The organism is Pseudomonas marginalis (assembly GCF_008692035.1).
GTDB classification, from domain to species: Bacteria; Pseudomonadota; Gammaproteobacteria; order Pseudomonadales; family Pseudomonadaceae; genus Aquipseudomonas; species Aquipseudomonas marginalis.
In genome coordinates this window covers 191,904-215,589 of sequence record NZ_VTFG01000003.1, presented here as the reverse complement: position 1 = coordinate 215,589, position 23,686 = coordinate 191,904, and the positions used below count along the sequence as shown (strand labels likewise).

General features: G+C 64.3%; 11 protein-coding genes. All 11 read right to left on the bottom strand.

Features of this window, described 5'->3' with window-relative positions:
* Positions 1-25: 25 nt before the first annotated feature.
* Positions 26-1,006 carry a LysR family transcriptional regulator gene (locus FX984_RS31005; protein WP_027607527.1) on the bottom strand — a complete coding sequence of 327 codons (981 nt, stop codon included), beginning with the start codon at positions 1,004-1,006 and terminating at the stop codon, positions 26-28.
* Between the two features lie 51 nt (positions 1,007-1,057).
* Positions 1,058-1,999: a peptidylprolyl isomerase gene (locus FX984_RS31000; protein WP_027607528.1), complete on the bottom strand. Its 942-nt coding sequence runs from the start codon at positions 1,997-1,999 to the stop codon at positions 1,058-1,060.
* On the bottom strand, positions 1,996-2,457 hold the full coding sequence (locus FX984_RS30995; RefSeq protein ID WP_146478193.1) for a YbjN domain-containing protein: 462 nt from the start codon (positions 2,455-2,457) through the stop codon (positions 1,996-1,998). Before FX984_RS30995 ends, FX984_RS31000 begins: the two co-directional genes overlap by 4 nt.
* Before the next feature lie 20 nt (positions 2,458-2,477).
* Positions 2,478-3,104, bottom strand: coding sequence for a hypothetical protein (locus tag FX984_RS30990; RefSeq protein ID WP_027607530.1), 627 nt, complete (start codon positions 3,102-3,104; stop codon positions 2,478-2,480).
* Positions 3,105-3,122: 18 nt separating this feature from the next.
* Positions 3,123-4,823 (bottom strand): putative porin, encoded by a 1,701-nt coding sequence (locus tag FX984_RS30985; protein ID WP_092357721.1) that lies wholly within the window; start codon positions 4,821-4,823, stop codon positions 3,123-3,125.
* Between the two features lie 47 nt (positions 4,824-4,870).
* Positions 4,871-5,575 (bottom strand): energy transducer TonB family protein, encoded by a 705-nt coding sequence (locus FX984_RS30980; protein WP_027607532.1) that lies wholly within the window; start codon positions 5,573-5,575, stop codon positions 4,871-4,873.
* Between the two features lie 3 nt (positions 5,576-5,578).
* Positions 5,579-6,004 (bottom strand): ExbD/TolR family protein, encoded by a 426-nt coding sequence (locus FX984_RS30975; RefSeq protein ID WP_010211136.1) that lies wholly within the window; start codon positions 6,002-6,004, stop codon positions 5,579-5,581.
* Positions 6,005-6,015: 11 nt separating this feature from the next.
* On the bottom strand, positions 6,016-7,815 hold the full coding sequence (locus FX984_RS30970) for a DUF2341 domain-containing protein (protein ID WP_146478195.1): 1,800 nt from the start codon (positions 7,813-7,815) through the stop codon (positions 6,016-6,018).
* A 24-nt stretch (positions 7,816-7,839) separates the two neighbouring features.
* Positions 7,840-9,429 carry a ShlB/FhaC/HecB family hemolysin secretion/activation protein gene (locus FX984_RS30965; RefSeq protein WP_146478197.1) on the bottom strand — a complete coding sequence of 530 codons (1,590 nt, stop codon included), beginning with the start codon at positions 9,427-9,429 and terminating at the stop codon, positions 7,840-7,842.
* A gap of 59 nt (positions 9,430-9,488) precedes the next feature.
* A complete protein-coding gene (locus FX984_RS30960; protein ID WP_027607535.1) occupies positions 9,489-10,082 on the bottom strand; it encodes a transposase in 594 nt (197 codons plus the stop codon).
* A gap of 1,199 nt (positions 10,083-11,281) precedes the next feature.
* A complete protein-coding gene (locus tag FX984_RS30950; protein ID WP_146478199.1) occupies positions 11,282-23,530 on the bottom strand; it encodes a filamentous hemagglutinin family protein in 12,249 nt (4,082 codons plus the stop codon).
* Positions 23,531-23,686 lie beyond the last annotated feature (156 nt).

Below are 23,686 nucleotides of genomic sequence, written 5' to 3'. Positions count from 1 at the left end.
ACACCGTTAGCCTCGCATTGCTGCGCTAGTCAAACCACTCCCGCCGCCCCTCAAAGGTGCTGATGATCAACTCGACGATCATCTGCACCGCCTCGGGGTGGCGCACCTGCGCATTCACCGCCAGCCACACCTGGCGCTGCATGCTGTCCTCGGCCAACAACCCCGGCAACGCCACCAGCCCCCGGTCGAAGCTGCTCATGTAGTGCGGCAGCAAACCGATGCAGGCGCCGCAGCGGATCATCTCCAGCATCAGCGAATAGGCATGCACCTGCACCACCGCCGCCAGGCGCTGTTGCACCACCTGGTTCCACGGCTGCAGGGCCTCGACCTGGGCGTCCGGCTGCCATTGCACCAGCATGTAGTCAGCCAGGTCTTCCACGCTGTCCGGGCGCGTGGTCAGGCGTGAATAGCGCTTGGCGATATGCGGCAGGTACCGCAATCGCGCCAGCGCCCGCGGCGGTTCGGTGACGAAGCTCGGGCCGGGCACCGGACCGTCGGTGTCCGCCAGCCACAGCACCACATCCACGTCCACCGCTTGCAGGGACAGGTGGCTGTCGAGGGAGATGATCTCCAGGCGCACGCTGGCATTGCGGCGCAGCAAGGCGATCAGGTCGCGGCCGAGGATGTCGTGCAGGATCGGCTCGGCCACCGCCAGGCGAATCAGCGGCTGTTCCAGTACCGGCAGGCGCCGTTCATGGGCCAGGGCGATCAGTTGGGCCTGCAACTGCTGGCCGTCGCGGCTGAGCACCAGGCCGTTGCCCTGGTAGCTGAACAGCGCATGGCGCAGGTGTTCTTCCAGCTGGGCCAGGCGCTTGCGCAACAGGGTTGCCTTGATATTCAGGCTGCGCGCGGCCTGCATGAAACAGCCGCAGCGCGCACTCACCAGAAAGTAGCGGGCCACCTCCGGGTCGATCTCGCTGGCCAGGGCCAGCCAGGCACTGCGTGGCTCGGTAGGTGCACGGTAAGCAGTGGGCCCCTGTGGGGCAGACGGTTCGAGAAATGCCATGGGAGACTCCCTGTCTGGTTGGTCTGTGCATCCAATGCGGGTTGAGGCGTGTTACTCCAGCACTTTGTTCAACTCGGCGCCGTCGATACTCAAGGTCGCGGTGTTGAGCATGCCTTCCAGGTAGGCCTTGGCGATCTGTTCCTGGCGCTGGGCGCGCAGGGCCTGGGTCAGGCGTTCACGCAGCTCGTCCAGGGTGGCGGTGCGCGCCGGCTGCTGGCCGATGAGCTTGAGCACATGAAACCCGGCCGGGCTCTGCACCACGTCCGAGACCGCACCGACCTTGAGCCGCGCCACCGCGCCGCGCACCTCCGGCACCAGTTGCTGCAACGGCTGCATCCCCGAATCGCCGCCGCGCGCGGCGCTGTCGGGGTCCTGGGAAAACTGCGTGGCCAGGGCGGCAAAATCAGCCGGCGCGGCCTGGGCCTTGCGGCTCAGTTCCTGGGCCTGGCGTCGTACGGCGTCGAGGTTTTGCGGGTCATTCACCGCGAGGAAAATCTGGCTCACCTGGTACAACGGCGGCGTCACCCATTGCGCCTTGCCGCTGTCGTAGGCCTGTTGCAACTCGGCGGCGCTGGGGTAGTCGGCCGGTACCTGGCTGACCGAGAGCATGTAGTCGCGAAACACGATCTGCTCGGCGGCGGCGCGGGTCTGCTGCTCCACCTCCGGGCGCTGGCGCCAGCCCTGGGCATCGGCCTGTTCAAGCACGGCTTTTTGCGCCAGCCTCGAGCGAATCCAGGTTTCCAGGGCGCCACGGTTGCCGCGCAATTGCTCGCGGGATTCGGCCGGCAGGCTGGCCAGCACGCTTTTCAGCTCCGCCAGGTCGATCTGCTGGTTGCCCAGGCGCGCCACCGCTGGCCCGCTCGGCGCGGGAGTGATCACCGGCGCCGATTGCTGCGCCGCCACCGGGTCGCTGCCCGGTCGCAGGCTCAACGCCACGGCCACCACCAGCACAGCCAGCGCCCCCGCGCCGAGCATCAGGGTTGGCTTTTTCACAGCACCGCCACCTCTTCACCCACCGCGGCAGCCCGCAACTGCGCGGCCTGCTGGCTGTACTCACGCAGGTAGACGATAAACTCCTGCAACAGGCGATCCCACAATTCCAACTGGCTGCGCAGGTGCGTGACGCCAACCCCGGCCACCACCACGTCCATTTCCATCAGCAGGAACTCGCCCTGCACCGACAACCGCGCAAAGCGCCGCGAGGCGTTCCATACCGGGGCCAGGCCTTCGGGCAACTCGCCCTGTACCCGCAGCGCGCAGCTGTAGGTGAAGTCCACATAGCTGCCCTGCTCCGCCGCCGGGTTGCCGAAGCGCACGGCAAAGCCGATGCCCTGGCTGGCGCTGAGCAACTGCACGATGCCGTTCTGCTCGCTCTGGTTAACCCGGTAGCCGGCGTCCTGCAACAGGTCGGTGAGGCTCTGGACGGTGACGCTGGTGATCAATTCGCTCATGGTGATCTCTTCCTTGTCTATCAGTGATTGGCGGCTGCCTGGGGCGCATCAAAACGGCTCTTGTACAGATCGTCGCCAAAACCCTGGGCCAGTTCCTCGAACTTGACCCGTGCGCTGCTGGCGAACGGCTGGCGAATGCTCATCACCTCGGCCACATCGATTTTTTCGTAGGCCGCGAGCAGTTGCTGGGCCACGCCGTACATCTGTTGATTCTTGACTGAACATTGCTGCACTTGTGTGTCACGTTCGCTTAAGGCCGCCTGCAGGCGCGCGCGCTCGGCTTCCTTGCCCTTGGCCAGCACCAGCAGTTCGTCATAGGCCTTCTTGAACTTGCCGATCTGCTCGTTGCTCGCCGCCACCTGGGCCTGCGCCTGGCTGTGCAGGCTCTGTTGCTGGCCGGCCAGTTGCTCGGCGGTGCCACGGGCCTTTTCCAGCTCGGCCGTCAGTTGCTTGATTTGCGCCTGGGCCTGTTTGGCCTGGTTTTCGGCGGCCAGCCGTGCGGCACTGGCCTGGGCCTGTTCGCTTTGCAGCGCCTGCAATTGCTGAGTGGTGCTGCGCAGTTGCGTACGCAGGCGCTCCTCCATGCCTTCGGCCGACGCGCCGGTGCTCACCAGCAGCAGTAACAGCGCGCAGATTCGTGTGTTCATGTGGCATCTCCCTGCGCATCAAAAGCGCGTGTTGAGTTCCAGTTGCATCACATCGACTTCGAACGGCTGGCCATACACTTCGGAGGCGCTCAACCAACGCGCACTGGCGTAGATGTTCTTGTCGATACCGTAGTTGCCGCCAATGAAATAGCCCTTGGCGTTGGTGCCGCCCAGGTGGAACGACGAGTCGTTGAAGCCGTCGGGCAAGGCGTCGGGCTGGATGTACTTGTAGCCGGCCAACAGGTTCCAGTCGCCGCGCTTGCGCATCTCCAGGGCGCTGCCGAGGGTGAACGAGACCATCAGCGCATTACCGCCACTTTCAAACTGGCCGTTGCTGTTGATGTTGTTGACGATCTCGCCTTCGCTGCGCTTGAGCATCTCGCCCTTGTCGTAGGCCAGGTTGTGAATGAAGTTGGCCTGGCTGCGCAGCTTGAAGTCGCTGGGCAGTTCGCTGTCCCAGACCAGGTTGAGGTCCAGCACATCGAACTTGGACGCCAGGCCTACGTACTGCGGGTCGGGTGTGCGCGCAGGATCCGCCGGGTTGGTGGTGTTGTTGCGCAGGTTGAACACCGTGTTGCCTTTCTGCATGAAGGCCACGCGCGTGCCGTCGGTGTCGCAACCTGCCGCGCCCTGCCAGGTGGAGCAAGGGCTGGAGCGCTCGCCTTCGATGTCCTGGAACTGGTAATAAGCCGCGGCGAGTTTGAGGCGGTTGCTGCGGTTGATCTTCCAATCCGCGCCGATCTGCCCGCCAAACAGCCATTTGGTGTCGCTGTCTTCCTTGTCGATACCATTGGTGCTGGCGGTGTCGGAGGTGTACTCCACCGGGAAGGCGCCAAGGGTACCGAACAGGCCCCACTCGCTGTTGAGGCTATGGTTGAAGATCGCCGCCACGCCGTCGAAGTTGAGGTCGTTGGAATACATCATGTCGGTGGAATAGAACGGGTTGCCGATGCGCCCGGCGGTCAACGTCATGTAGTCGGTGGTTTTCCAGCTCAGATAACCCTGGTCGAGCCAGATGTCCTTTTTGCCAAAGCCGCCGCCCAGGGTCTGGGTGGTGGACACCGGGTTATTGTCGGAGCCGGTGGCGATGCGAATGCCGGCGGTCCATTCCGGCGAGATCACCGCTTTCATGCCCAGGCGTGCACGCAGGCGGAACAGGTTCTCGCGGTCCTCGCGGGTGTTGAGCAGCGGCGGGAACTTGGTGTTGGAGTTCTTGTTGACGTCGTACGGGCCGGTGTCATTGAGCTTGGCAAAATCGGTGATGTTGTTGCTGTTATTGCCCGAGAAGTAGCGCGACTCGTCGCGCAGACGAATATCGCCATCAAAGCTGATGCGCGAGATCCAGTCGGGGAACGTATTGGGCTGCGCCCAGTTTTCCCGCTTGGCGGTGGACATGACTTCGGCTTTGACCTGGTCGCGGATCTGGTCGCGCACCGCCTGCGGCACGTACTGCACGCGCACATCCCCAGGCGCGGTCGCCGGGCCGCTGGCAACCACCGGCGCGGCGTTGGCCTGACGGGCCTGCTGGGCTTCCTTTTCGGCCTGGGCGATCAGCCCATTGGCGGTGTCCTGGGTCAGCACACCTTGCTGCACCAGCAGGCGGATCAGGTTGATGGTGACGTTTTCCGAAGGCGCAACCGGGGCTGCCGCCGCCTGCCCGACCAGGGTCGCGATGACCATGCCAACCGCCAGGGTCAGTCGATTCACGGGGGAAATCATGTGTACGCAACTCCTGTAAAAAACCGTAGATAAGAGGTTTCGTGCAATCAATCCGGACGCCGGCCCTTGAGGGACAGGCGCATGGGCAGCGTCAGCGACGCCGGAGGTTTCTGGGTGGCGCGGGGCGCACGGATCAGCGCCAGCATCTGGGCGTCGGTGTCGGCATCCCCGCTGGACTTGGCCACCAGCGCCTTCGTCACCTGGCCGTCGGTGCCCAGCCACAGGTCGATCTGTATCGCAAAGGCCTTCTTGCGCAGCTCCGGGTCTTCACGCATCAGCCGTTGATAGGTACCGGCCAGGTACTGCTTGTACGTGCCGGTCCCCAGCCCGCCGCCGCCACTGCCGGCCATGCCGCCGCCCTTGCCGGCGCCGATGTTGAAGCCGTCGTTACCGGACTGCGCATCCCCGTCGATCTGCATCGGGTTGGCCAGGTCTTCATTCGGTGAAGGCGGTGCTTCCTCGGCCGGCTTGACCTCTTCGGGTTCGGGACTGGGCACCGGTTCCGGGACCTTCTCTTCAACCTGGGGCTCGGGTTCCTTGGGTTTTTCCGGGGGTGGCGGCGGCGGTGGCGGCAACGGAATAATCGTCGGCACCTTCGGCGCTTCACGGCGTACGCCACTCATGTCATTGGCCCACTGCCAGAGAAACCAGGCCGCCACGGCGCCCAGCAACAGGCCGGCGCCCCACTTCAACGGGCGCAACGGCGGTTTGTTCTTCACCGGCAATGGCGCGATCGGGATCTGTGCGGTCATCACTCAGCCCTGGCTCGGTTTGCCGGTGACCAGCCCGACCTGGGACAGCTCCAGCCGGCGCAGCAGGTCGAGCACCTCGATGACTTTCTGGTACTGCACCATCGCATCGCCGCGCACGATCACCGGGAAGTCCGGGTTCAGCGCTTTCTCGATGCGCAGGCGCTCCTCCAGTTCGCCGAGGGTCACCGGGTACGCGTCGAGGAACACCTGGCCTCCGTCATTCACGGAGATGGCCTTGGTCTTGGCCTCCGACAGCGACACCGAGGCGCTGGCCTTGGGCAGGTGGATCTGGATCCCCGAGACCTGGGCGGTGGCGGTGAGGATAAACATCACCAGCACCACCATCAGCACGTCCACCAGGGGCGTGATGTTGATGCTGTCGACGGCGGCATCATCGTCATCGTCGTGGGAGGCATTTACGGAAGCCATGGCGATTCTCCTCAGGCCGGAACCGATGCGTGATGGTCGCGGCGGTGCGCGGTTTCACTGTGCTGGCTCTCGCCGTGCATCTCCGCCAGGCGGGTGATGAACTCGTCGACGAACACGCGCATGTCGGCGCTGACTTCCTTGTTGCGCGTGATCAGGCGGTTGTAGCCAAACAACGCGGGGATCGCGACGAACAGGCCCATGGCCGTGGCCAGCAAGGCCGCCGCCATGCCCGGAGCGATGGCGTTGATGTTCACGTCGCCGGCCATGGCCGTGCCGAGGAACACCACCATGATCCCCAGCACCGTACCGAGCAGGCCGATATACGGGCCGCCGGCGATGGCGTTGGACAGGGTCGACAATTTGGAACTCAGGGCCTGGTTCTCACGGGTGCGCACGCCGTCCATGGAGCAGCGGATCGCTTCGATGGTGGCCGCCGACACCGACGAGGTGTCGGCGCCCTGGGCACGCCGGGTACGGATCTCCTTGACCGCCACCAGGTACAGGCGCCACAGCGAAGAGTGGCTCAGGCGCTCAGCCAACTGCGCGTCGTCGGCATACATCTCCAGGCGCGTGCCGATCTGGGCGAAGTGCTCGCGGAACACTTCGTTGGCACTGCTGAGGCGGCCGACCTGACGGTTCTTGCGCAGCATGATGACCCACGACTGGAACATCATCGCCACCAGCACCAGGATGATCACCCAGGCGTCCACCGGTACGGCGTTGAGCAAAAAGCCCAGGCTGCCGAAGCCGAAGCCGGACTGTTCTTCATCCACGCCGTAGGCCACCAGTTTCGACTCGGCGCCCTGGGCGCTCGCGTCAGCCAGCAACAGCGCAGCCGGGCGCGCCACCTTGGACAGGCGCAGCTCATCCATGGCCCCGGCGAACGGCAGGTGCGTGCTGCCGGCTTCCGGCAGGTCGGCGCCGACCGCCAGCTGCGTGTTGAACCCAGGCATGGCCACGGCGAGCGTGGCGCTTTCACGGCCATTCACATACAGCGTGACCTTGTCGCCCTCGGCGGTGAACGCCAGGTGCTGCCATTGGCCCGGGTTCAGCGGTTGGGTCGACACCGCGCGCTGGCCGTCGATCTCCACAAACGGCGAGCCCTGATTCAGGCCCAGCAACAGGCTGTGGGCACCGTCACGTCGGGCCAGCACGATTTGCTCACCGCTGGCCTGGTCCAGGCGCAGCCAGGCGCTGAACGTGAAGGCAGCGCCGGCGGCGTGTTGCAGCGACGGGCTGGCCGGCAACAGCAGCGGCTGGCCGCCGAACTGCAAGGCGCGGCCGATCACGCCGTCGATGCTCGCGCCGGTGACGTTCAACGCGGTGTTGGCGTAGGCCGTGGTGTCCCGTGGCGGCGTCGCGTTGGCGCCATCGAAGTGATAGAGCGCGGTGTAATTCGGATCGAACGTCAGCTGGCCATTGGCGGTGGCCGGGGCCTTCTGGTTGCCGTAGTACATCCAGAAGTCCTGGCGCTGGCCGCCTTCGACCTTGGGCACATCGACCCAGATCAACGCCATGCCCATCAACGGGTCGAAGCTTTCGATCTGGTGATTGAACACGGTCTTGTCATCGGCACTCACAAAGCGCAGGTCGGCGCCGTCGTCCTTGACCCCGTCAAAGGTGAAGTTGCCGGTGTGCAGGCGCACCAGCAACGCGGTGCGGCCCAGGGCCTGGCTGATCGCGGCGCCCTGGGCGGTGGTGTCCACCGAAATCTGTTTGCGGTAGTGCCAATCGTCCTGCCACCAGGCGTGGGCAGTGGCCGGGAGCGCGAAGCCCAGGCAGATCAACAGGCTCAGGAATAGGCGTTGCATGGGTGAAGTCTCCGGAAGAAAAAGTCAGAAAGTCGCCTGCACACTGAAGTGCAGTCGCGAGTCCTGTTTCTGGGTGTTCGGTCCATCGAGCAGCGGGTAACCCCAATCCAGGCTGCCGGACAACCACTTGCTCAAACTGGCGCGGGTGCCCAGGCCGACACTGGCCAGGCTGTATTCGTCTTCCTGCTCGGGCAGCGGGTCGTGCAGGCGCATGCGCGCGCCTTCGGCGAACGCATAGAAGCGCCACTCCTGCACATAACTGCCGAGGAACTTGGCCAGGGACGGCGTGCGCAGTTCCTGGGAGAGCAAATAGCCCTCGTCCCCGGTGCGCTCGGCCGCCAGGTAGCCACGCACCGAGGTGGCGCCGCCGGCGGAATACTGCTCGTTGGACACCAGCGGCCCGGAGGCCAGCTGGAAAGCGCCCTTGGAGGCCGACTGCCAATCGTTGGCGAAGGTGTAGGTGTAATTCAGGTCGCCCTTGAGCACGGCGAAACTGGCACTGGCCTTGTAGCGCTTGTAATCGAACTCCTCGGCGTCGCTGCCGTAGCCAAAAAATGCACGGGTGCCGACCACCAGGTTCAAGCCCAGCCCCAGCTGGGATTGCTCGGTGTAGCGATAGCCGTTGTAGCCCAGGGTGAACGGCGCGTACTTGAGCGGCACCTGGTCGCTGCTGGCGCCGAACTTCATCTGCTCGTCGAAATCCTTGAAGTCCACACCGAACGAAAACGAATTGGCCCAGTTGCCCGCCGCCTGCAAGCTGTAGATGGCGGATACGCCGTAGGAATGGCCCTTGCCCAACACGTTGCTGCCGCCGATGGTGGCGATGTTGCTGTCGGACTGGTAACCGGAGAACTGCAAGGTCCAGCGTTCGTTCAGCGGCGCACTGTAGGAGCCCGACCAGACCTTGGCATTCTCGGTGTCCTGGGGCGCGGTGAAGTAGGTCAGGGAAATGCTGTGGCCCAGTTGCCAGAGGTTGTCGTAGCCCAGGGTGGCGACCGAGCGCAGCTTTTCGGTGTCGGCGCTGTAGTCGTTGTTCAGGCCGAGGCTGGCGTGCCAGGGGTTCTGGTCTTCGACCTGCAGATCCACGTCCATGGTGCCCGGGCGCTGGCCTTCGCGGACCAGTGGCGTGACCTGCCGGCCGGCACTGCGGTTGAGCCCGGCCAGCTGGGTTTGCACCGTGGTGAAATCCGGCACCGCGCCTTCCTTGAGCCCCGGCACTTCCTCGCGGATCTCCACCGGCGAGTAGTGCTTGGCGCCGACCACACGCACGCGGCCGACCTTGGTTTCGCTGACCTGCAGATAGACGATGCCGTCATCGACCTTCTGTTCCGGCAGCTCGACAAACACCGACTGGTAGCCACGCGCCTGGTAGATCTTCTGCAACGCATCGCGCGCGCCTTCGATATCGTCCAGGGTCTTTTGCGGGCCAAGGAACGGGTACACCGCCTCCTCGATCGTCGCCGCATCGAGCACGGTATTGCCGCGCACGAAGTACTCGTTGACGTCCACCTTGCGCGCCGGGGCCTCATCGCCCTCCTCGGCCCACACCGCTTGCGCCAGGACGCCCAGCGTCAGGCAGCACAACGCCAGCGTTGATTTGAACAGATGCTCCACACCGCCCCCTAACTGTCTAAGATTTTGCGCCGTCGCCGCTTGCACGGCGTCTGGCCTGCTCAATTGCTGCTGGTCGAAAGATGGCTGTGCCGCGCCAGCCAGGTGTGCAGCAAGGCGAAGTTCAGAGAGAACTCCGGCATGTGCAGCAAGGCGCCACAGAACACGTCACCGATGATGGTCTGGATCAACTGCACGGCCTGCGGGTTGTTCAACAGGCTGGCGATGTCGCGCTGCAAAGCGTGGATGCTCCACACCTTCTGGTTCAGCTCCAGGCCGACGAACCAGCGGAACAGCAGGTTGTAGTTCAGTTGCTCGTGCAGCTGCTGTTCGCTGGGCACCGAATACAGCAGTTGCAGCAGCAGGATCTGCACCACGGTCTGCGGCGCGATCGCCATGCCCGGCGCGGCCTGGAGCAGGTCGCGATGCTGCTCGAGCACCTCGTCGATCTGCGGGCGCAACAACACCAGCGAATGCCCCGCCGGGATGTAGCTGGACACTTCCTTCAAGGCGCCCTGCCAGTCGTCCTGGGAGACGATCCACACCCACGGCGCGCCGTAGCGGTACACCGAAACCGGCTTCTTGCGCGCAGCCTCGACGATCTTCGACAGGCGCTGGTCGAGCTCCTGCATGCCAACTTTCGAGTAACGTTCCATAGTTCCCATTGCCCCACTCCTGGCGTCCCGCTGACGGCTGGGGAGGCGGCTCGTGGCGGCCTCCAGCGCGTTACATAGGCAAGACGGAAGTGGCGATGAGCTACCGAACTTTTGTCATGAAAGCTTCATTTGGGATTGTGAGGGGGGCAATTTTTCTGGGGGCTGCATTGGCGGCCCTAGAGCTGAGCGGAGTTGTGCCCGGTGTACTCGGTTGGAAATGTGGGAGGGGGCTTGCTCCCGATGGCGGCCTCTGGGCCGACCATTTGCTGGGGTTGGAATGAGTGCATATCCGTTGCTGCGGTAACGGCCACTTAGGGTTCCGCTCTTACAGCGGGTCACTTTTGGAAGAGCGCCAAAAGTAACCAAAAACGCTTCGCCCCACCACTCGGCACCTCGCCCAGGCTCGGTGTGCCCGTAATCCGACAGTGATTTGGGGGGCCGCCGCCACGCGCCATCCATGGCGCGGGGCGGCTAAACCGGCATCCCTGCCGGTTTACCCCCCAAATCACTATCGAATTCCGGCCAGCGTGGTTTAACGGGGCGCCTGAGATCAAAAGCAAGATCAAAAGCGGCTCGCTTCGCATCGTGGTTAGCGTTGGCTGCTACACAGCAGTGTAGATGGCGCTGACACCCCCAGTCGTATCGCGAGCTGTTGCTCTGTTTTTGATTTTGATCTTAGGCGCCCCGTCAACCACGCTGGCCGAACGCAGGCTTGAATCCGTGGGTAACCCGGCAGGACGCCGGGTTAGCCGTCCTGGGCCAGGGATGGCCCATGACGGCGGCCCACGGATTCAAGCCTGCGTTCGGGCATGCCGAGCCTAGGCGAGGCACCGAGTGGTGGGGCGAGGACCTTTTGGTTACTTTTGGGTCCTTCCAAAAGTGACCCGCTGTAAGAGCGGAACCCTAAGTGGCCGTTACCGCAGCAACGGATATGTACTCACTCCAACCCCAATAAATGGTCGGCCCAGAGGCCGCCATCGGGAGCCCCCTCCCACATTTCACTCCCAGGGCACCCGTTAGAGAGTCGTCAGCTCCCGAGCCACCACAGGGCAAGTCGAATCGTCGCCCTCACCGTTTTAACCGAGTCCCCCCACAATACCGGTCGGCTAATAAGAAGCTCGCCAACCTTCTGCTTGCGCAAAAAAATGGGGCGATCACTGATCGCCCCGAACGGTACATCGAGAGGTCCTTCTGAAGTTCTACAAACTGATCTGCTTACGCTCCTCATCCGTCAACCGCGCCCGCGCCTGTTCACTCAACGGCCCCGCGCCCAGCACCTGCACCGGGCTGTCGGGGTTGTAGCCCGAGGTTTTCCGAGGTTCCGGTTCACGCGACAGCGGCTCGGTGCCCAGGCTCAGCACCTCCACGGTCATGATCGACGGCCGGCCCTGTTTGGCCGCCGCCTGTTGGCTGCGCGCCGCGTCTTCTGCGGCCTGGGACGCCGCCGCGCCCGCTGCGCTGGCCGAGCTCATGGCGCCGGTATTGACGGTGGCCGACACCGGCACCCCGGACGACTTGCCCTGGGTCTGGATGTTCGCCGCGTTCACCACCCGCAGGGCGGCGATGTTGACGTTACCCGACACCCGAATCCCCGCCTCGCCCGCATCGATGGTGCCCAGCGGCGCGATCAGGTCGATATCCCCCGCCGGCACTTCCGGGATCGGGTTGAGCGTGGCGATCCCCGCACCGGTGCTCGGCACCGATGGCGACAGGCTCACGTTGCCCCAGTTGTCATAGACACGCTTGGGCGGCGTGTACACCACGGTGGTCTTGGAGCCGCGCCCGGCGTTGATGTCGCCCTCGCTGGTCCAGGCCATGATCGAGCCGCCGAAGGTGGTCATGATGCGGCTCTGGCCAAGCAGGATACTGCCCAGGGAGTACAGCTGGATATCTCCCGCGCCCTGGGTGATCACCCCAGCCGTGGACGGCGGTGCGAAACCTTCGATGCCGAACGTCTGGCGGCCGCCCGGCGTGAGCATCTGGATCGAGCCACCGAAGTTGGTGTGCACGCCGGCACCGCCGAACATCGTGATATCGCCCTTGTAGGTGATCGGGTTGCCGGCCACGTCGGTCTCGGGGAACAACCGGGCAATCGCAGCACGACCACGCACATAGCTGCCCTGGCGCACACTGCCGTCCTGGTTGTACTCACGGCCGGCGGCCTTGAGTTCGGCAAAGTACACGTCGCGGGCGAAGATCCGTTGTTGTTCGGCGGGCAGTGTGGCGTAGTAGGTCCGGGCCTGTTCGCTGTCGCCGGCAAAGCCGAAGCGTTCGGTGAGCCAGGTAACCAGCTCGTTTTCGTAAGTCTTGGCCACCTTGGCGCCTTGCAGGGATTCACCCGGTTGGGCCAGGTTGGCGGGGTTCAGGTAGGCATCGACGAAGCGGCGGTAATCCGGGCCATTGGCGCCCATGCCGGCTTGCATGACGATGCTTGCGCCAGGGCGGCTGTCGCCCGCCGCCACAGCACCCAGGCTGTTCACCGCGACTTTGTCTTCCATCTGGATGTTGCGCCCCGCCGTCAGTTCCAGGGTACCGGGGCCGGCAACGTTAAAGCTGCTGTAGAGGATGTCGCGGCCGGCGCTGGCGATGGAGATATCGGTGGGGCTGTTGTGCACGAACAGGTTGCCGGTAAAGGTGTATTGCCCCGTAACGATGACACCTGCGCTGGCACCGCTCAAGCGCGTGCCGCTGCCGACAATATCGCGTCCGGCTTGCATCCATACCGGGCCTGCGCCTTCGTAAAAGGTTTGCCCGAACCGAGCGTCACCCACCCCCGTGATCGTGAGGGCGCGCCCACTATTGACGCCCAGCAGGTCCCCGCTCAGCGCATAGAAACGCGCAGGTTCCAGGGCGTCACCCCAGGCCATGCTGGCGGTGTTGGGGCCAAAGGCAAACAGCGGGGAAACCGTCAAGGTGGCAAGGTTTCCATCGCTGGAAAGATTGCCACTGCCCACTATTGCCGTTTTTTGATCCGTCAGGAAACCGGCGAAGGCCGGACGCAGAATAGTCGCCAGGCTGTTGGGTGCCGCACTGGAGCGGCTGATCGTCAGATCGCCGCCGGAGATCGAATCGCCGGCCAGCAATTCCAGTTGCCCATTGGACGAAGGTGCGAGTACCAACGCCCTGAGCGGCTGCACGTCGCCAGGATTACTGGTCGAGGCGCTGCCGTAATAGAGACTGCCGTTAGCGGCAACCGCACGCAATGTCGCGGGATAGACCGCCGCCATATCGGTTTCCAGGGTCTGGGTCAGCGGCGTGAGGTTGCCCCCGGCAGAGAACAGGTCCACTGCTGTGCGGTCGGTCCACAAGCTGAACCAGCTTTGTCCGATCCCGTTGACCCCCTTATTGACGAAGGTCAAGCCGTTCATCTGCGGCGCGCGCCCAGGGTCGGCGACGTCCTGCAACACCAGGTCGCCACGGGTGGACAGGCTGAAAGTGGCATCGCCCGGCAACAGGCTCAAACCACCCGAGGCCATGGCCGAAGTGGAACGTAAAGGATCGTAGGCGCGCACTTCGCTGGGGCTCTGGTCTGTGAACCGGTTGCCATAACGCAGCGTCAGGCTGCCCAGGGCGCCACCGGTCAATTGCACGTGCCCACGCAGGTTCACCAGCGCACCATTGAGGTGGTCTGCGAAGGTCTGGCTGGCGGGGTTCACCGCTCCGCCGACCCGCAGGTTCAGATCACCGCCCCCCGTCAGTTGCACACTGCCATCGGCCCCGACCCGACCGGTGCTGCCGACTGCCAGTACCAGGCCTTGGCTGCGGCGACTGACGTTCAGAGCTGTTGACGAGACAGGGCTGATGAGTCCTGCATCGCCACCCACATCAACATTCAGGTTGCCGCCTCCCAGGGTGCCAAACCCGGTGAACCCGACCATCTGGTCCGAACGGTCGCTGGCGACGTAGGAACCAAAATTGATCCACCAGGCGGTAGCTTGCGCCTGGCTCCCACTGAGCCCATTGCCCTGACGCCACAGCCAGTTGCCGACGTTGGCTGAATCCTGACCCTGGTCGCTGGGTACCGGACGACCAACGCCATTCTGCGCCGGGCTGGTGATATTGCCCGTCAGGTTGCCGCCCACTTTAAGCAGCAAGTTGCCGCCCGTATCCGGGTACCAGGCGCGGTACAGGCTGCCGGTGTCTGCGTTGACCAGCTTTTCGTTGCCCCCGGCGTTAGCCAATACCTTGCCATTGCTGCCCAGGGCTCGCTTGAGGTTATACGGATCGTTGGTCGAGGTGCCGGTGGACGAGCTGCCTGCCGTGTATACGCCGAACAGCGACTCCATGCTCAGGTTGCCGGCGGCCAGCAGGTCAAGGTCTGCGGCGCCGGTGCGGATTACGCTGAAGCGAGTACTGCCGCCCACCAGCAGCGTGTAGGCCTCACCACTGATAACGCAGTATTCCGGGAAGTCGTCACATACGCCTGGGTATTGTATTGCGTCGAAATCAACCGGTTGGCCTACCATGCTGTCATCGCCGAACCACCCCATGGAGCCCTCCTCGGTCCAGACCTGGGCGCCTTTCCCGAACGTCCCATAGTGACTGTCCGCCAAGCGCAGATTGCCGCTTACCGGATGCGGTTGCAGCAGGCGACTGTCGGCTGCCTCGGTGTCGGCCCCCGCAACCAGGCGAATCGACCACGACTGCGCACCCTCCTCCAGCATGGGTGCAATTGCCCAGTTCTTGCCTGGGTGGCCGGCGTCACGCAACGTCACCGACTCCACGCCGCCCGGCAGCTTCACGTCTGTCCCCGACGGCAACAGGGCGCCCCGGGGCAGCACTTGGCTGGCGGCCAGGGTCACCTTGGTGGCCAATGGCACACCCTTGGGCCAGATCAAGCCGTCGACACTGGCTGACGTGCTCAACAGGCTGCCGGCATCCAGGACACTGCCGATGGCGAGGGTCTGGCTCTGAGTCAGCAACGTGCCCGCCGCGAACAGCACATTGCCCGAGGCATCCCGAACAGCCGCCGCCAACACAGTACCCGCCGGGAGTACCAACGGTTGTTTGAGCGTAGCCGCGACGGGCAATCGGGTGCCCGGCGGCAGAAACAGGGGGTTGGTCAGTACATCGAAATTAAGCGCAGCGCCCGCGGGGAACACGGTGCCCACCTCCAGGGTCACGCCGCTGCCCGGTACCACCACGGTGCCGCCGGTGTAGTCGATACCGGCGCGCAGCACCCAGCCATTGTCATCGTCGGTGGCCGGTGGCGCGGCAAAGCCGTCGTTGATGCTGCCATAGATATTCAGGTCGCCACCGGCGCGCAGGGTCAGGCTGCCGGACTCGGTCTTGGCCGTTGATTTGAGGCTGGCGTAGCGATAGCTGGAGAGGTCCAGGTCGCCCTGCACCACCAGGTCGCCATCCGGGGTTTTGCTGATGATCTCTACGCCGGGGCGCAGGTGGAACACATCGCCGTACGTGGCGTTGTTCAAGCCGGCGAGCTTGCGCAGCAAGTTGCTGTTAACACGCGCGGCGTTGATGAAATTCGTATTTGCTGGATCGACGACTTTCGTGAGGTAGTCCTGATCAATCACTTGGTACGGGCGCCCATTGGGCGTTTCATCGGTGTTGGTCGGGGCATCGTCGTAGGTTCTCATGCCATTGAGCGCAATCGAACGCGCGCCCTGGATAGTCAACTGCCCACTGGCATCAATGGCGATGTCATTGCCGCCCACGCGCGGCGCGTTGAGTTCCAGCGTGCCACGGTTGCGGCCGTCATTGCCGGTCGCGGCAGCAGTACCGTGACGCAGGTCGATGCGCGCCCCCTCGGCCAGGGTCAACTGGCCCTGGCCAGAGCCGAGGACCACGATGGCGCGGTTAGGCGAATCGATGATCTTGCCGTAGCTGTCCACCCGAAGTTGGCTGCCATGGGCATCGAGCACCGCCGTGCCGTCCAGGCTCAGGCCCTGCTTGGCGGCCAGGTTTATGCTGCCCACGCGCTCGCCGCTGGCATCCACCAGGCCGGTCACGCGCAGGCTGCCATTGTCGATCGAGACGTTGACGCTGTTGGCCTTGACGTCATTGCCGATGGTCAGGTCGCCCTGCTTGAGCTGGAAGCTGCGTGCACCGTAGACCTGGCCTTGGTTGAGGCGTTGGTTGAGCGCTGCGAACTGGTCGCTGAGCGTACCGCTGCCGCCCAGGCGCTGGGCCTGGATCTCCACCGCACCCGCGAGGTATGGCACCCGCGTACCACCGGCATCGTAGTCACCGCTGCTGCCGGCGATGATCTTGCCTGCCAGGTCGACGATCCCCGCAGCGCCGTCCACCGCCACCGCGCGCAACTTGCCCGCCTGGTTGTGCTGCGCCGACAGGTTGATGGTCGAAGCGGCGGCCTGCTGCACATTGCCGGCACGGCTCTCCAGCAAAACCTCGCCGCCTGCGCTGTATTTGGTCAAGTCATTGAAGGCAATGGCCCGGCCGGACACATCAATCGAAGCGGCATCGGTCAACACCACGTCGCCCCGCGCGCCCAAGGTGACCTTGCCGCTGGGCAGTACCACGGCAGTGGCCAGGCGAAGGCTATCGCCTTGCAATGACCATTCGCCGCCGATGCCGTCCACCTTGCCTACTGCGCCAGCCGAGGCGCTGACATCAATCGCGCCACCGGCGGTAATACGGTTGACCGAACCGGCCTCACCGGTCATCAGCGGCGTGAGGATATTCAGGTTGCCGCCGCTGTAGGCAAAGCCCTTGATCGCATCAAACGCGCCCTGGCTCTGGTACACCGAGAGGCTGCCCTTGTGGTTGGCGGTGATGCGTTCACTGGCATTGAGGTTGACGTTGGCAAAGCCCAGGGCGAGGCGGTCGAAGGTATTGGTCGTGCTCGGCTGGGCAAAATCCCCATAGCCGAATTCGATACGCTCGGCATTGATGTCCAGGCGCCCGCTGCCGCTGCCGGCACCGCCGGTCACCGCCGCCACAGGCGGCGCGACGGCACCTTGCCAGATCAGGTTGGCGGTGTGGATAGTCGCCACGTCGTTCAAGCCGCCAGAGCCGTAGATCGCCGGCGCGGACAGCATCAGGTTGCTCAGCAACGACTTGCCGGTCACGGCGTCATAAGTGTCCAGGGTGGTGGTGCCGTAGAAGTTAAAGCTGTCACGCGCCGACAGCTGCAGGGTTTCCAGGGCCGGGGCGCCGAATTGGGTGTCGCCGCGCAGCAGGCGTTCCAGCACTTGCTGGTTGAGGGTCATACCCACCGGCAGGCGATTGTTGGCGGCTGCAGCGGCCAGGGCTTCGGGGCTGCCGACGTTGATGCTGGACACGCCCAGGTTCAGGTGGCGGGTGCCATAGCGCACCTCATCGCCCATCTGCAGGGAGCTGTCGGTCAAGGTAACGATGCTGCCTTCGGAATACAGGGCTGTCTGGCCGCTGCAGGGCGCGCTGTTGCACACGCCTAACTGGATGCCCCCACTGATGACTTCGCCCAATGACGGCGCGGCGATTACGTTGAGCAAACCGTTGGACACCGCCAGCACATTGCTCAGGTTGTAGATAAAACCGTCACGTGCGTCGTAGCTGGCCTTGCCCTGGCCTATCGTGTTGATCGAGGCGCCTTGTTCGAGCGTAATTTTTCCGGTGGAGGTCACCAGTAATACCTCCGGTGCCGCCAGTTTCGCGCCGTCGCGCAGGATGATGGAACTGATGATGCTGCTGGGGAGGTTGATGTAGTTGCCACCCTGGCCGTACGTGACATAGGTCATTCCACCGATCAACAGGCGAGCCGCGCCCATTGCATTCAGGCTGTCCGCATCCACCGTAATGCCTTTGAAATTGGCGGTAGCCGCGTTGCCTGCCGCGACAATTTCGATGCCCCTTCCCAGGCTGCCCTTTTCTTCGTTTATCAGCGATACGGTACCGCCGTAACCGCCGTCAGCGGCCTCGAAGCGACCGATCCCCTGGAACGAAAAGGCATCCGCACCTGCGCCTGGCCGCAGGGCCAGTTGCAGGGTCTTGGCATCCACCGGCAGCAGTGCCCGAGGTACACCAAGCCTGGTGGCGTCGGCCACGGCGAACTGTGCGTAGCCGGTTTCGTTGTATTGGGAGTAACGACGCAACATATCGGCCGACGTGAGAATCACCTGGCTGGCCGTACTGTTGCTGATCCCGGTATTGGCGATGGACAAGCGCCCTGCCGTGGCCCATGAGCCATTACGCAACGCCTGGGCCGCACCGTCGGCGCCCATCCCGGCCAGGCCGTTGATCTCGAGCCGGAAAGCCCCGGGCATCAACGCATAGGTGGAGGGCATCAGGGTATAGGTGCCGGCCGCCAGGCCCGGCACGCCGGCGCCGATTGTGATCTGCTGGCCGATCAACGGATCGACCGCGCCACCTTCCGGCGCCACCGGTGCATAGCCCGGTTGCACGCCCGGCACAATCGCATAGATCGGGTTGGTGCTCAGACCCGGCAGTACAAACCCGCCGTTCGCACCGAACTGAACCAGTGGGTTGTAACGTGCATCGGTAGAGCCCCCGCGCCCGGAAATAAACCCGGCGCCGAGCAGTTCGCCACCGCCGGACAGATCTACCGTCGCCTGCGGCAGCACCGTCAACTGCTGGCCACCGAGAATCACCCCAACGTTCAGGCTGCCCGCACTGTTGCCGCCACCCTGGCCGATAAACGTCACTGTCTTGCCGTTGTACTTGTAGATCTGGCCATCCACGGTACCGCCGTAAGGCAATACCAGGCCCTTGCCACTCACCGACGTGAGGCTGCCCGGCAGCAGTTGCACGTGGGTAGAGCCCAGGTTGCCAATCTCGATCAGCCCCAGTGGCGCACGCACCACCCCGCCCTGCCTGATGGTGGGCCCGCCCAATTGCAGACGACCAAAGGCCGAGTAAGGCATGGCGGCATTGCTATTGGCGGTGCGTGCGATGGTCAGGGTGCGTGTCGGATCGTAATTGAAGCCTGTGTCATTGCTGGCAGCATTATTCAGATAGCCCGCCAGTACCCGGGCGCCGACTTCAGTCGCCGGGTACAACTGCGCCGCACGCAGGGTCATGTCACCACTGGTCACTAATTGCGTGCTGATGCCCTGGGCAATCACATCTGCCCCCGCCCCCGCCAGGAAGCGCAAGTCGCCCTGGCTGGTCAGTTGCACATCATCAAACCCACGCCGCTCGAGGCTGGCCTGGCTGTTGTCGGGCCGCAACAGATAGCTCTTGTTGCCGAACAGCACATTGCCACGCACGTCGATCAGGTTGGCGTTGGCGTTGAACTGCGCCGTGGTGGCCAGCGCGGAGGGATTGGGCAACACCGGCACCGCGCGGGTATAGGCTTCCTTGCCGGATTCTGCCGGCGCGAGGATGCCGGCCAACAGCAGGTATGGCGCCGACAGGTTGACCCGCGAACTGGCCGCCGCGTTTTCACTGAGGTTATAGCTGCCACCGTACAGGCGCAGGCTCTGGCCCATGTTCAACGACACGTCACCGTCGAAACTCAGCAAGCCGTTGCTGAGCAGCGCCAGGTTGTCAAAGCCGCCGGCGCTGATCTGGTCCACGCCGAGGCGGCCATGGCCGTACTCGAGGCTGGAAGTCGGGCTGGCTTGATGGGTCTGGCTGAGCACCAGTTCACGCACCTTGAGCACACTGTCGTTGACGCCGGCCTTGAGGTAATACGGGCTTTCCAGGGCCAGGGCCAGGCTACCGCCCGCAGCACCTGCGCCACCCGCGCGGGCAACGAAGCTGCCGTCCAAGTACAGGCCGTTGTTCGACGCAAAGCTGATGCTGCCGCCATTGCTGGCCACCGGCACGCGGCCCTGGCCGGGAACATCCAGCATCGCCTGGGCACCGGACGCGTCCAGGCGCGCGCCGTCGCGCACCACCACAAACAGGTCACTGGCCTTGGCGATACCGGTGGCCAGGTTGATGTCGCCGCCGATGCTGATGGTGCCACCATTGCGCACCTGGCCGTAGACATTGCCACGGTTGCTCACCGCCGTGACCGCACGCGACGCCACGTCGATCAGCGCGTTTTCACCCACCCAGATCGAACGGCTATGGCCGGCGGCGTTGGCCGCTTCCGAGCCCGTCGCCGTCAGGCCGCCCAGGCTGACGCTGCCGCCCCAGGCGTTGAGGCGGCCGTTCATGGTCAACTGGCCGACGCTGCGCAGGTTGATGGCCTGGCCTGGGTCGACAGTGATCACCGCGCCCTGCGCCACGCTCAAGGCTGTGGTGGCCAGTTCAGCCGCCGTGGAATTTAGATTGCCGGCGGTCAAGGTCAGGCTGGCGCCACGGCGCTGGGTCAGTACGCCTTTGGCGGCGTCTTCCTGGTACAGCGCCGGCGTCCAGCGTTCAAGGGCGGTGGCCGGGTCGCTGCCCGTGGGAGCGGCCGAGGTCCGCTCGCCAATACGGTAGACCGGCGTCGTGACGTCGACCTGGGTACCGTCCGTGACCAGCAGCCCTTCATTGCCGGTGATGTCATAGGCCGAGAAGCCCTTGTTGAAAAAATCCCCCGCCAGTTGCACGGTGCCAACATCGGGCGCCGTGGCGCTGTCGCCGATCTGTACTTTGCGCGCCTGCAACGCCAGGGTGCCGCCACCGCTCACGCCATAACCGCGAATCTCGCCGTCCAAACCCAGGGTACCGAGAGACGCCAAGGTCACGTCGCCGCCCTTGCCACCGTTGAGCTTGCCATCCAAGCCGAGGGTGCCACCGGAGGAGGTGTCCACCACGCTGCCGGCCGCCAGGTTCACACCACCAGTGCTGCGCAGCGACACCTTGCCGCCGTTCACATAGGCCAAGCCGCTGCTGTTGGCCGGATCCAGCAGCAGATTGTTCCAGCGCCCGGTGGCATCCAGCGTGACCCCGCTGGCCACGTTCAGCGTGCCGCCGCCGTTGAGGATACTGTCGCCTACCGCACCGCCTTTAAGCGGGTCGACCTGGCTGAGGATATTTCCCGCGTTGAGGCTGCCGCCGTGGGCCGTGAGGTTGGCGTTGATGTCGACCCTTGGCCCGAACAGGGTGATATCGCCGCCATCGGCCACCTTGAGCGCTCCGTTGACGGTGACCTGCTGCTTGGCCGCGACCTTGATCGCGCCCAACTGATAGCCATTGAGCTGGTCGCTGTCGAGTACCATCTTGCCCTGGCGGTCCGCGGGCAGCGCGGTGGTGAGGTCCAGGCCATCGGCGATTTTTTGCGTACCGCCCTCGATCAATACCTCGTCCGCGTTTGCGCCCAAGGCATAGCGCAGGGTGCCGGTGGTCTTGTTGTAGATAGGCGTGTAGCCGCCAATGACCAATTGCGCGCGCTGGGCCATGGCCTTCTGCGACTGCTGGTAACCGTCGAGGTTGATGTTCGGCGCCTGGGTCTGGCGATCGCCCTGGAACACGTCACTGATCACCTGGCCCTCGAGCACCGCGCTGGTGGTACCGATCACCAGCTTGCCGGCATCGCGGCCCACCGTGTAACCGCTCTCATAACGACGCTGCTTGGCGATCATCGGGTTGTAGTAGTACTCGGTCTGGCCCCAGCGCTTGCTGGTGTCTTCATACCCCTTGTAGAACCCGGAATAGAGAATGTCGCCCGGCGCGTTGGACAGTTCATACAGGCGCCCGTCCGGGCCCTTGAGCCAGGTCTGCCGGATATACCCGGCCTGCACATCCACGGTGCCGCCCGACAGGTTGATCTGCGCGTCCTTCTGGGTCACCACGTCCTTGCCGGTAAACGTCACGGTACCGCCCTGGGCCATCCACTCACCCACCGAGTGGCCTTGGGTGCCCAGGTAGCCGCCCACTTCCAGCAAGCCGCCAGCGGTGTACCAGCGATCCGTCGCATAGCCGTTGGTGCCTGCGGGCACAAACACCAGCTCGCGCAGGTCGACCCACACATCGTTATTGATCAACTGCCCATCGTCACGGTTGACCGGTGCGTCGCGCTGCTCGTTGCCCTGTACGTTGATCTTGATGTTGTTGGATTCCATCGACACCTTGACACCGACCGCCCCGGAGACATCGATCATCGCCCCGTCGCGTACCAGGCTGCGCCCGGTGGCACTGACCGCGACCTGCCCACCGGTAGCCAGGGTGATCGAGCCTTTCTGGAAGTCCACGGTGCCGCCGCTGACGATCTCGATGCGTGATTGGTCGGTGCGGTCGGCCACGGCGCTGAGGTTGTTGAACTGGCCGGTGATCAGGTTGGCGGGCGTGCCGTCGAGCTTGATCAGGCCGTTGTCCTTCTGGCCGTTGAGCGCGGTGCTGCCGCTGCTGTCGAGCAGGATCGCGGTGGTGCTGCCCTCCCCCAGGATCACGCTGCTGGTGGTGTCGGTAGCGGAATTTAGCAAATGGATGGTGCCACGGGCGTCCACTGACGTGCTGGCCAAGGCCACGCCATTTTGCTGCACCTGGTGCCCGGTCAGGGTGATGTCACCGGTGGACGCCATGATCAGGCCCGTGTTGCTGACCTTGCCTGCGCTGCTGCCGGCCTTGAGGCTGGTGGCCACTTCATTGCCACGGGTGGTGGAGCGGTCATTGCCGGTGGTGCCGACACCCTTGCGGATGTAAAAGCTGTCGCCGGCGGCCAGGGTGGTCTGGCCCTTGGCGGTAGTGAGGGTACCGGCGTTTTCCACTTCCGAGCCCAGCAGCAAGGCATAGCCGCCGGCGTCGGTGGAGGTGGCGGGGTTGTGGGTCTGGATCAATGCGCCGCGCTGCACCTCGACCTTGCCGGCCGCGTCAGTGAAGGTCGGCTGGGTGCCGGTGGCGTCCACGTAGATACCGCGCTGGGTGAACTGCTCATCGGTGATGTTCGCCGCCGCCGCCACCAGATTGCGCACGTTGACCTGGCTGGTGCCACTGAACACCACGCCGTTGCGGTTCACGATCATCACCGTACCGGCGCCGTTGATCTGGCCCTGGATTTCGCTCGGGCGCGCATTCGGGTCGTTGACGCGGTTGAGCACGGCCCAGCTCGACTGCTGCTGGAAGTCGACGCTGGTGTTGCGCCCGACGTTGAAGGTTTCCCAATTGAGGATGGCCTTGTCGGCGGTCTGTTCGATGGTCACCGTGGTCTTGCCGCCGGCCTGGGTCTGCACCGGGCCCTTGGCGTTGGTCCAACCCTGGGTCAGGCTGTTATCCACCTGCAGGCCACCCTTGCCCAGGCCATCGGGAATGGTCGAGACCTGGCCGAACGCAGCCTGGCGCCCGGCGGCCTGCGCCGCCTGCTGCGCGGCAATCGCCGCCACACTGGTGTTCAAAGTGCTGATGGAACGCGCCAACTGCTGGTTGACCCGCGCCTGCTGGTTCAGCGAAGGAATCCCCTGCACCTGCCCGGCACTGATCCGCGCCGCCGTCGCCGCCTGGGTCGCACCTTTATCGGCAAACCAGCTGGAACTGAACGCCGTGGCCGCATGGGCATTGCCCGCCACCATCAACAAGGCGATGGCCTGGGCCAGGGGCTTGAGGCGCAGCACAGTTTCTTGGGCTTTCAGGTTAACCGGCGATTTGCAGCGGACCATCGGGGATCTTCCTTCTTTGTTATCACGCAGGGAGCAAGACAGGCTCACGTATGAGGGTTAGGCGGTTGGCGAGGGACGGGACTGAACTTCTGTCACGCAAAGTTCATAGAGGGCTGTTAACGGCTCGAAAAACCGCACAAACGCAAAAATCAGCAA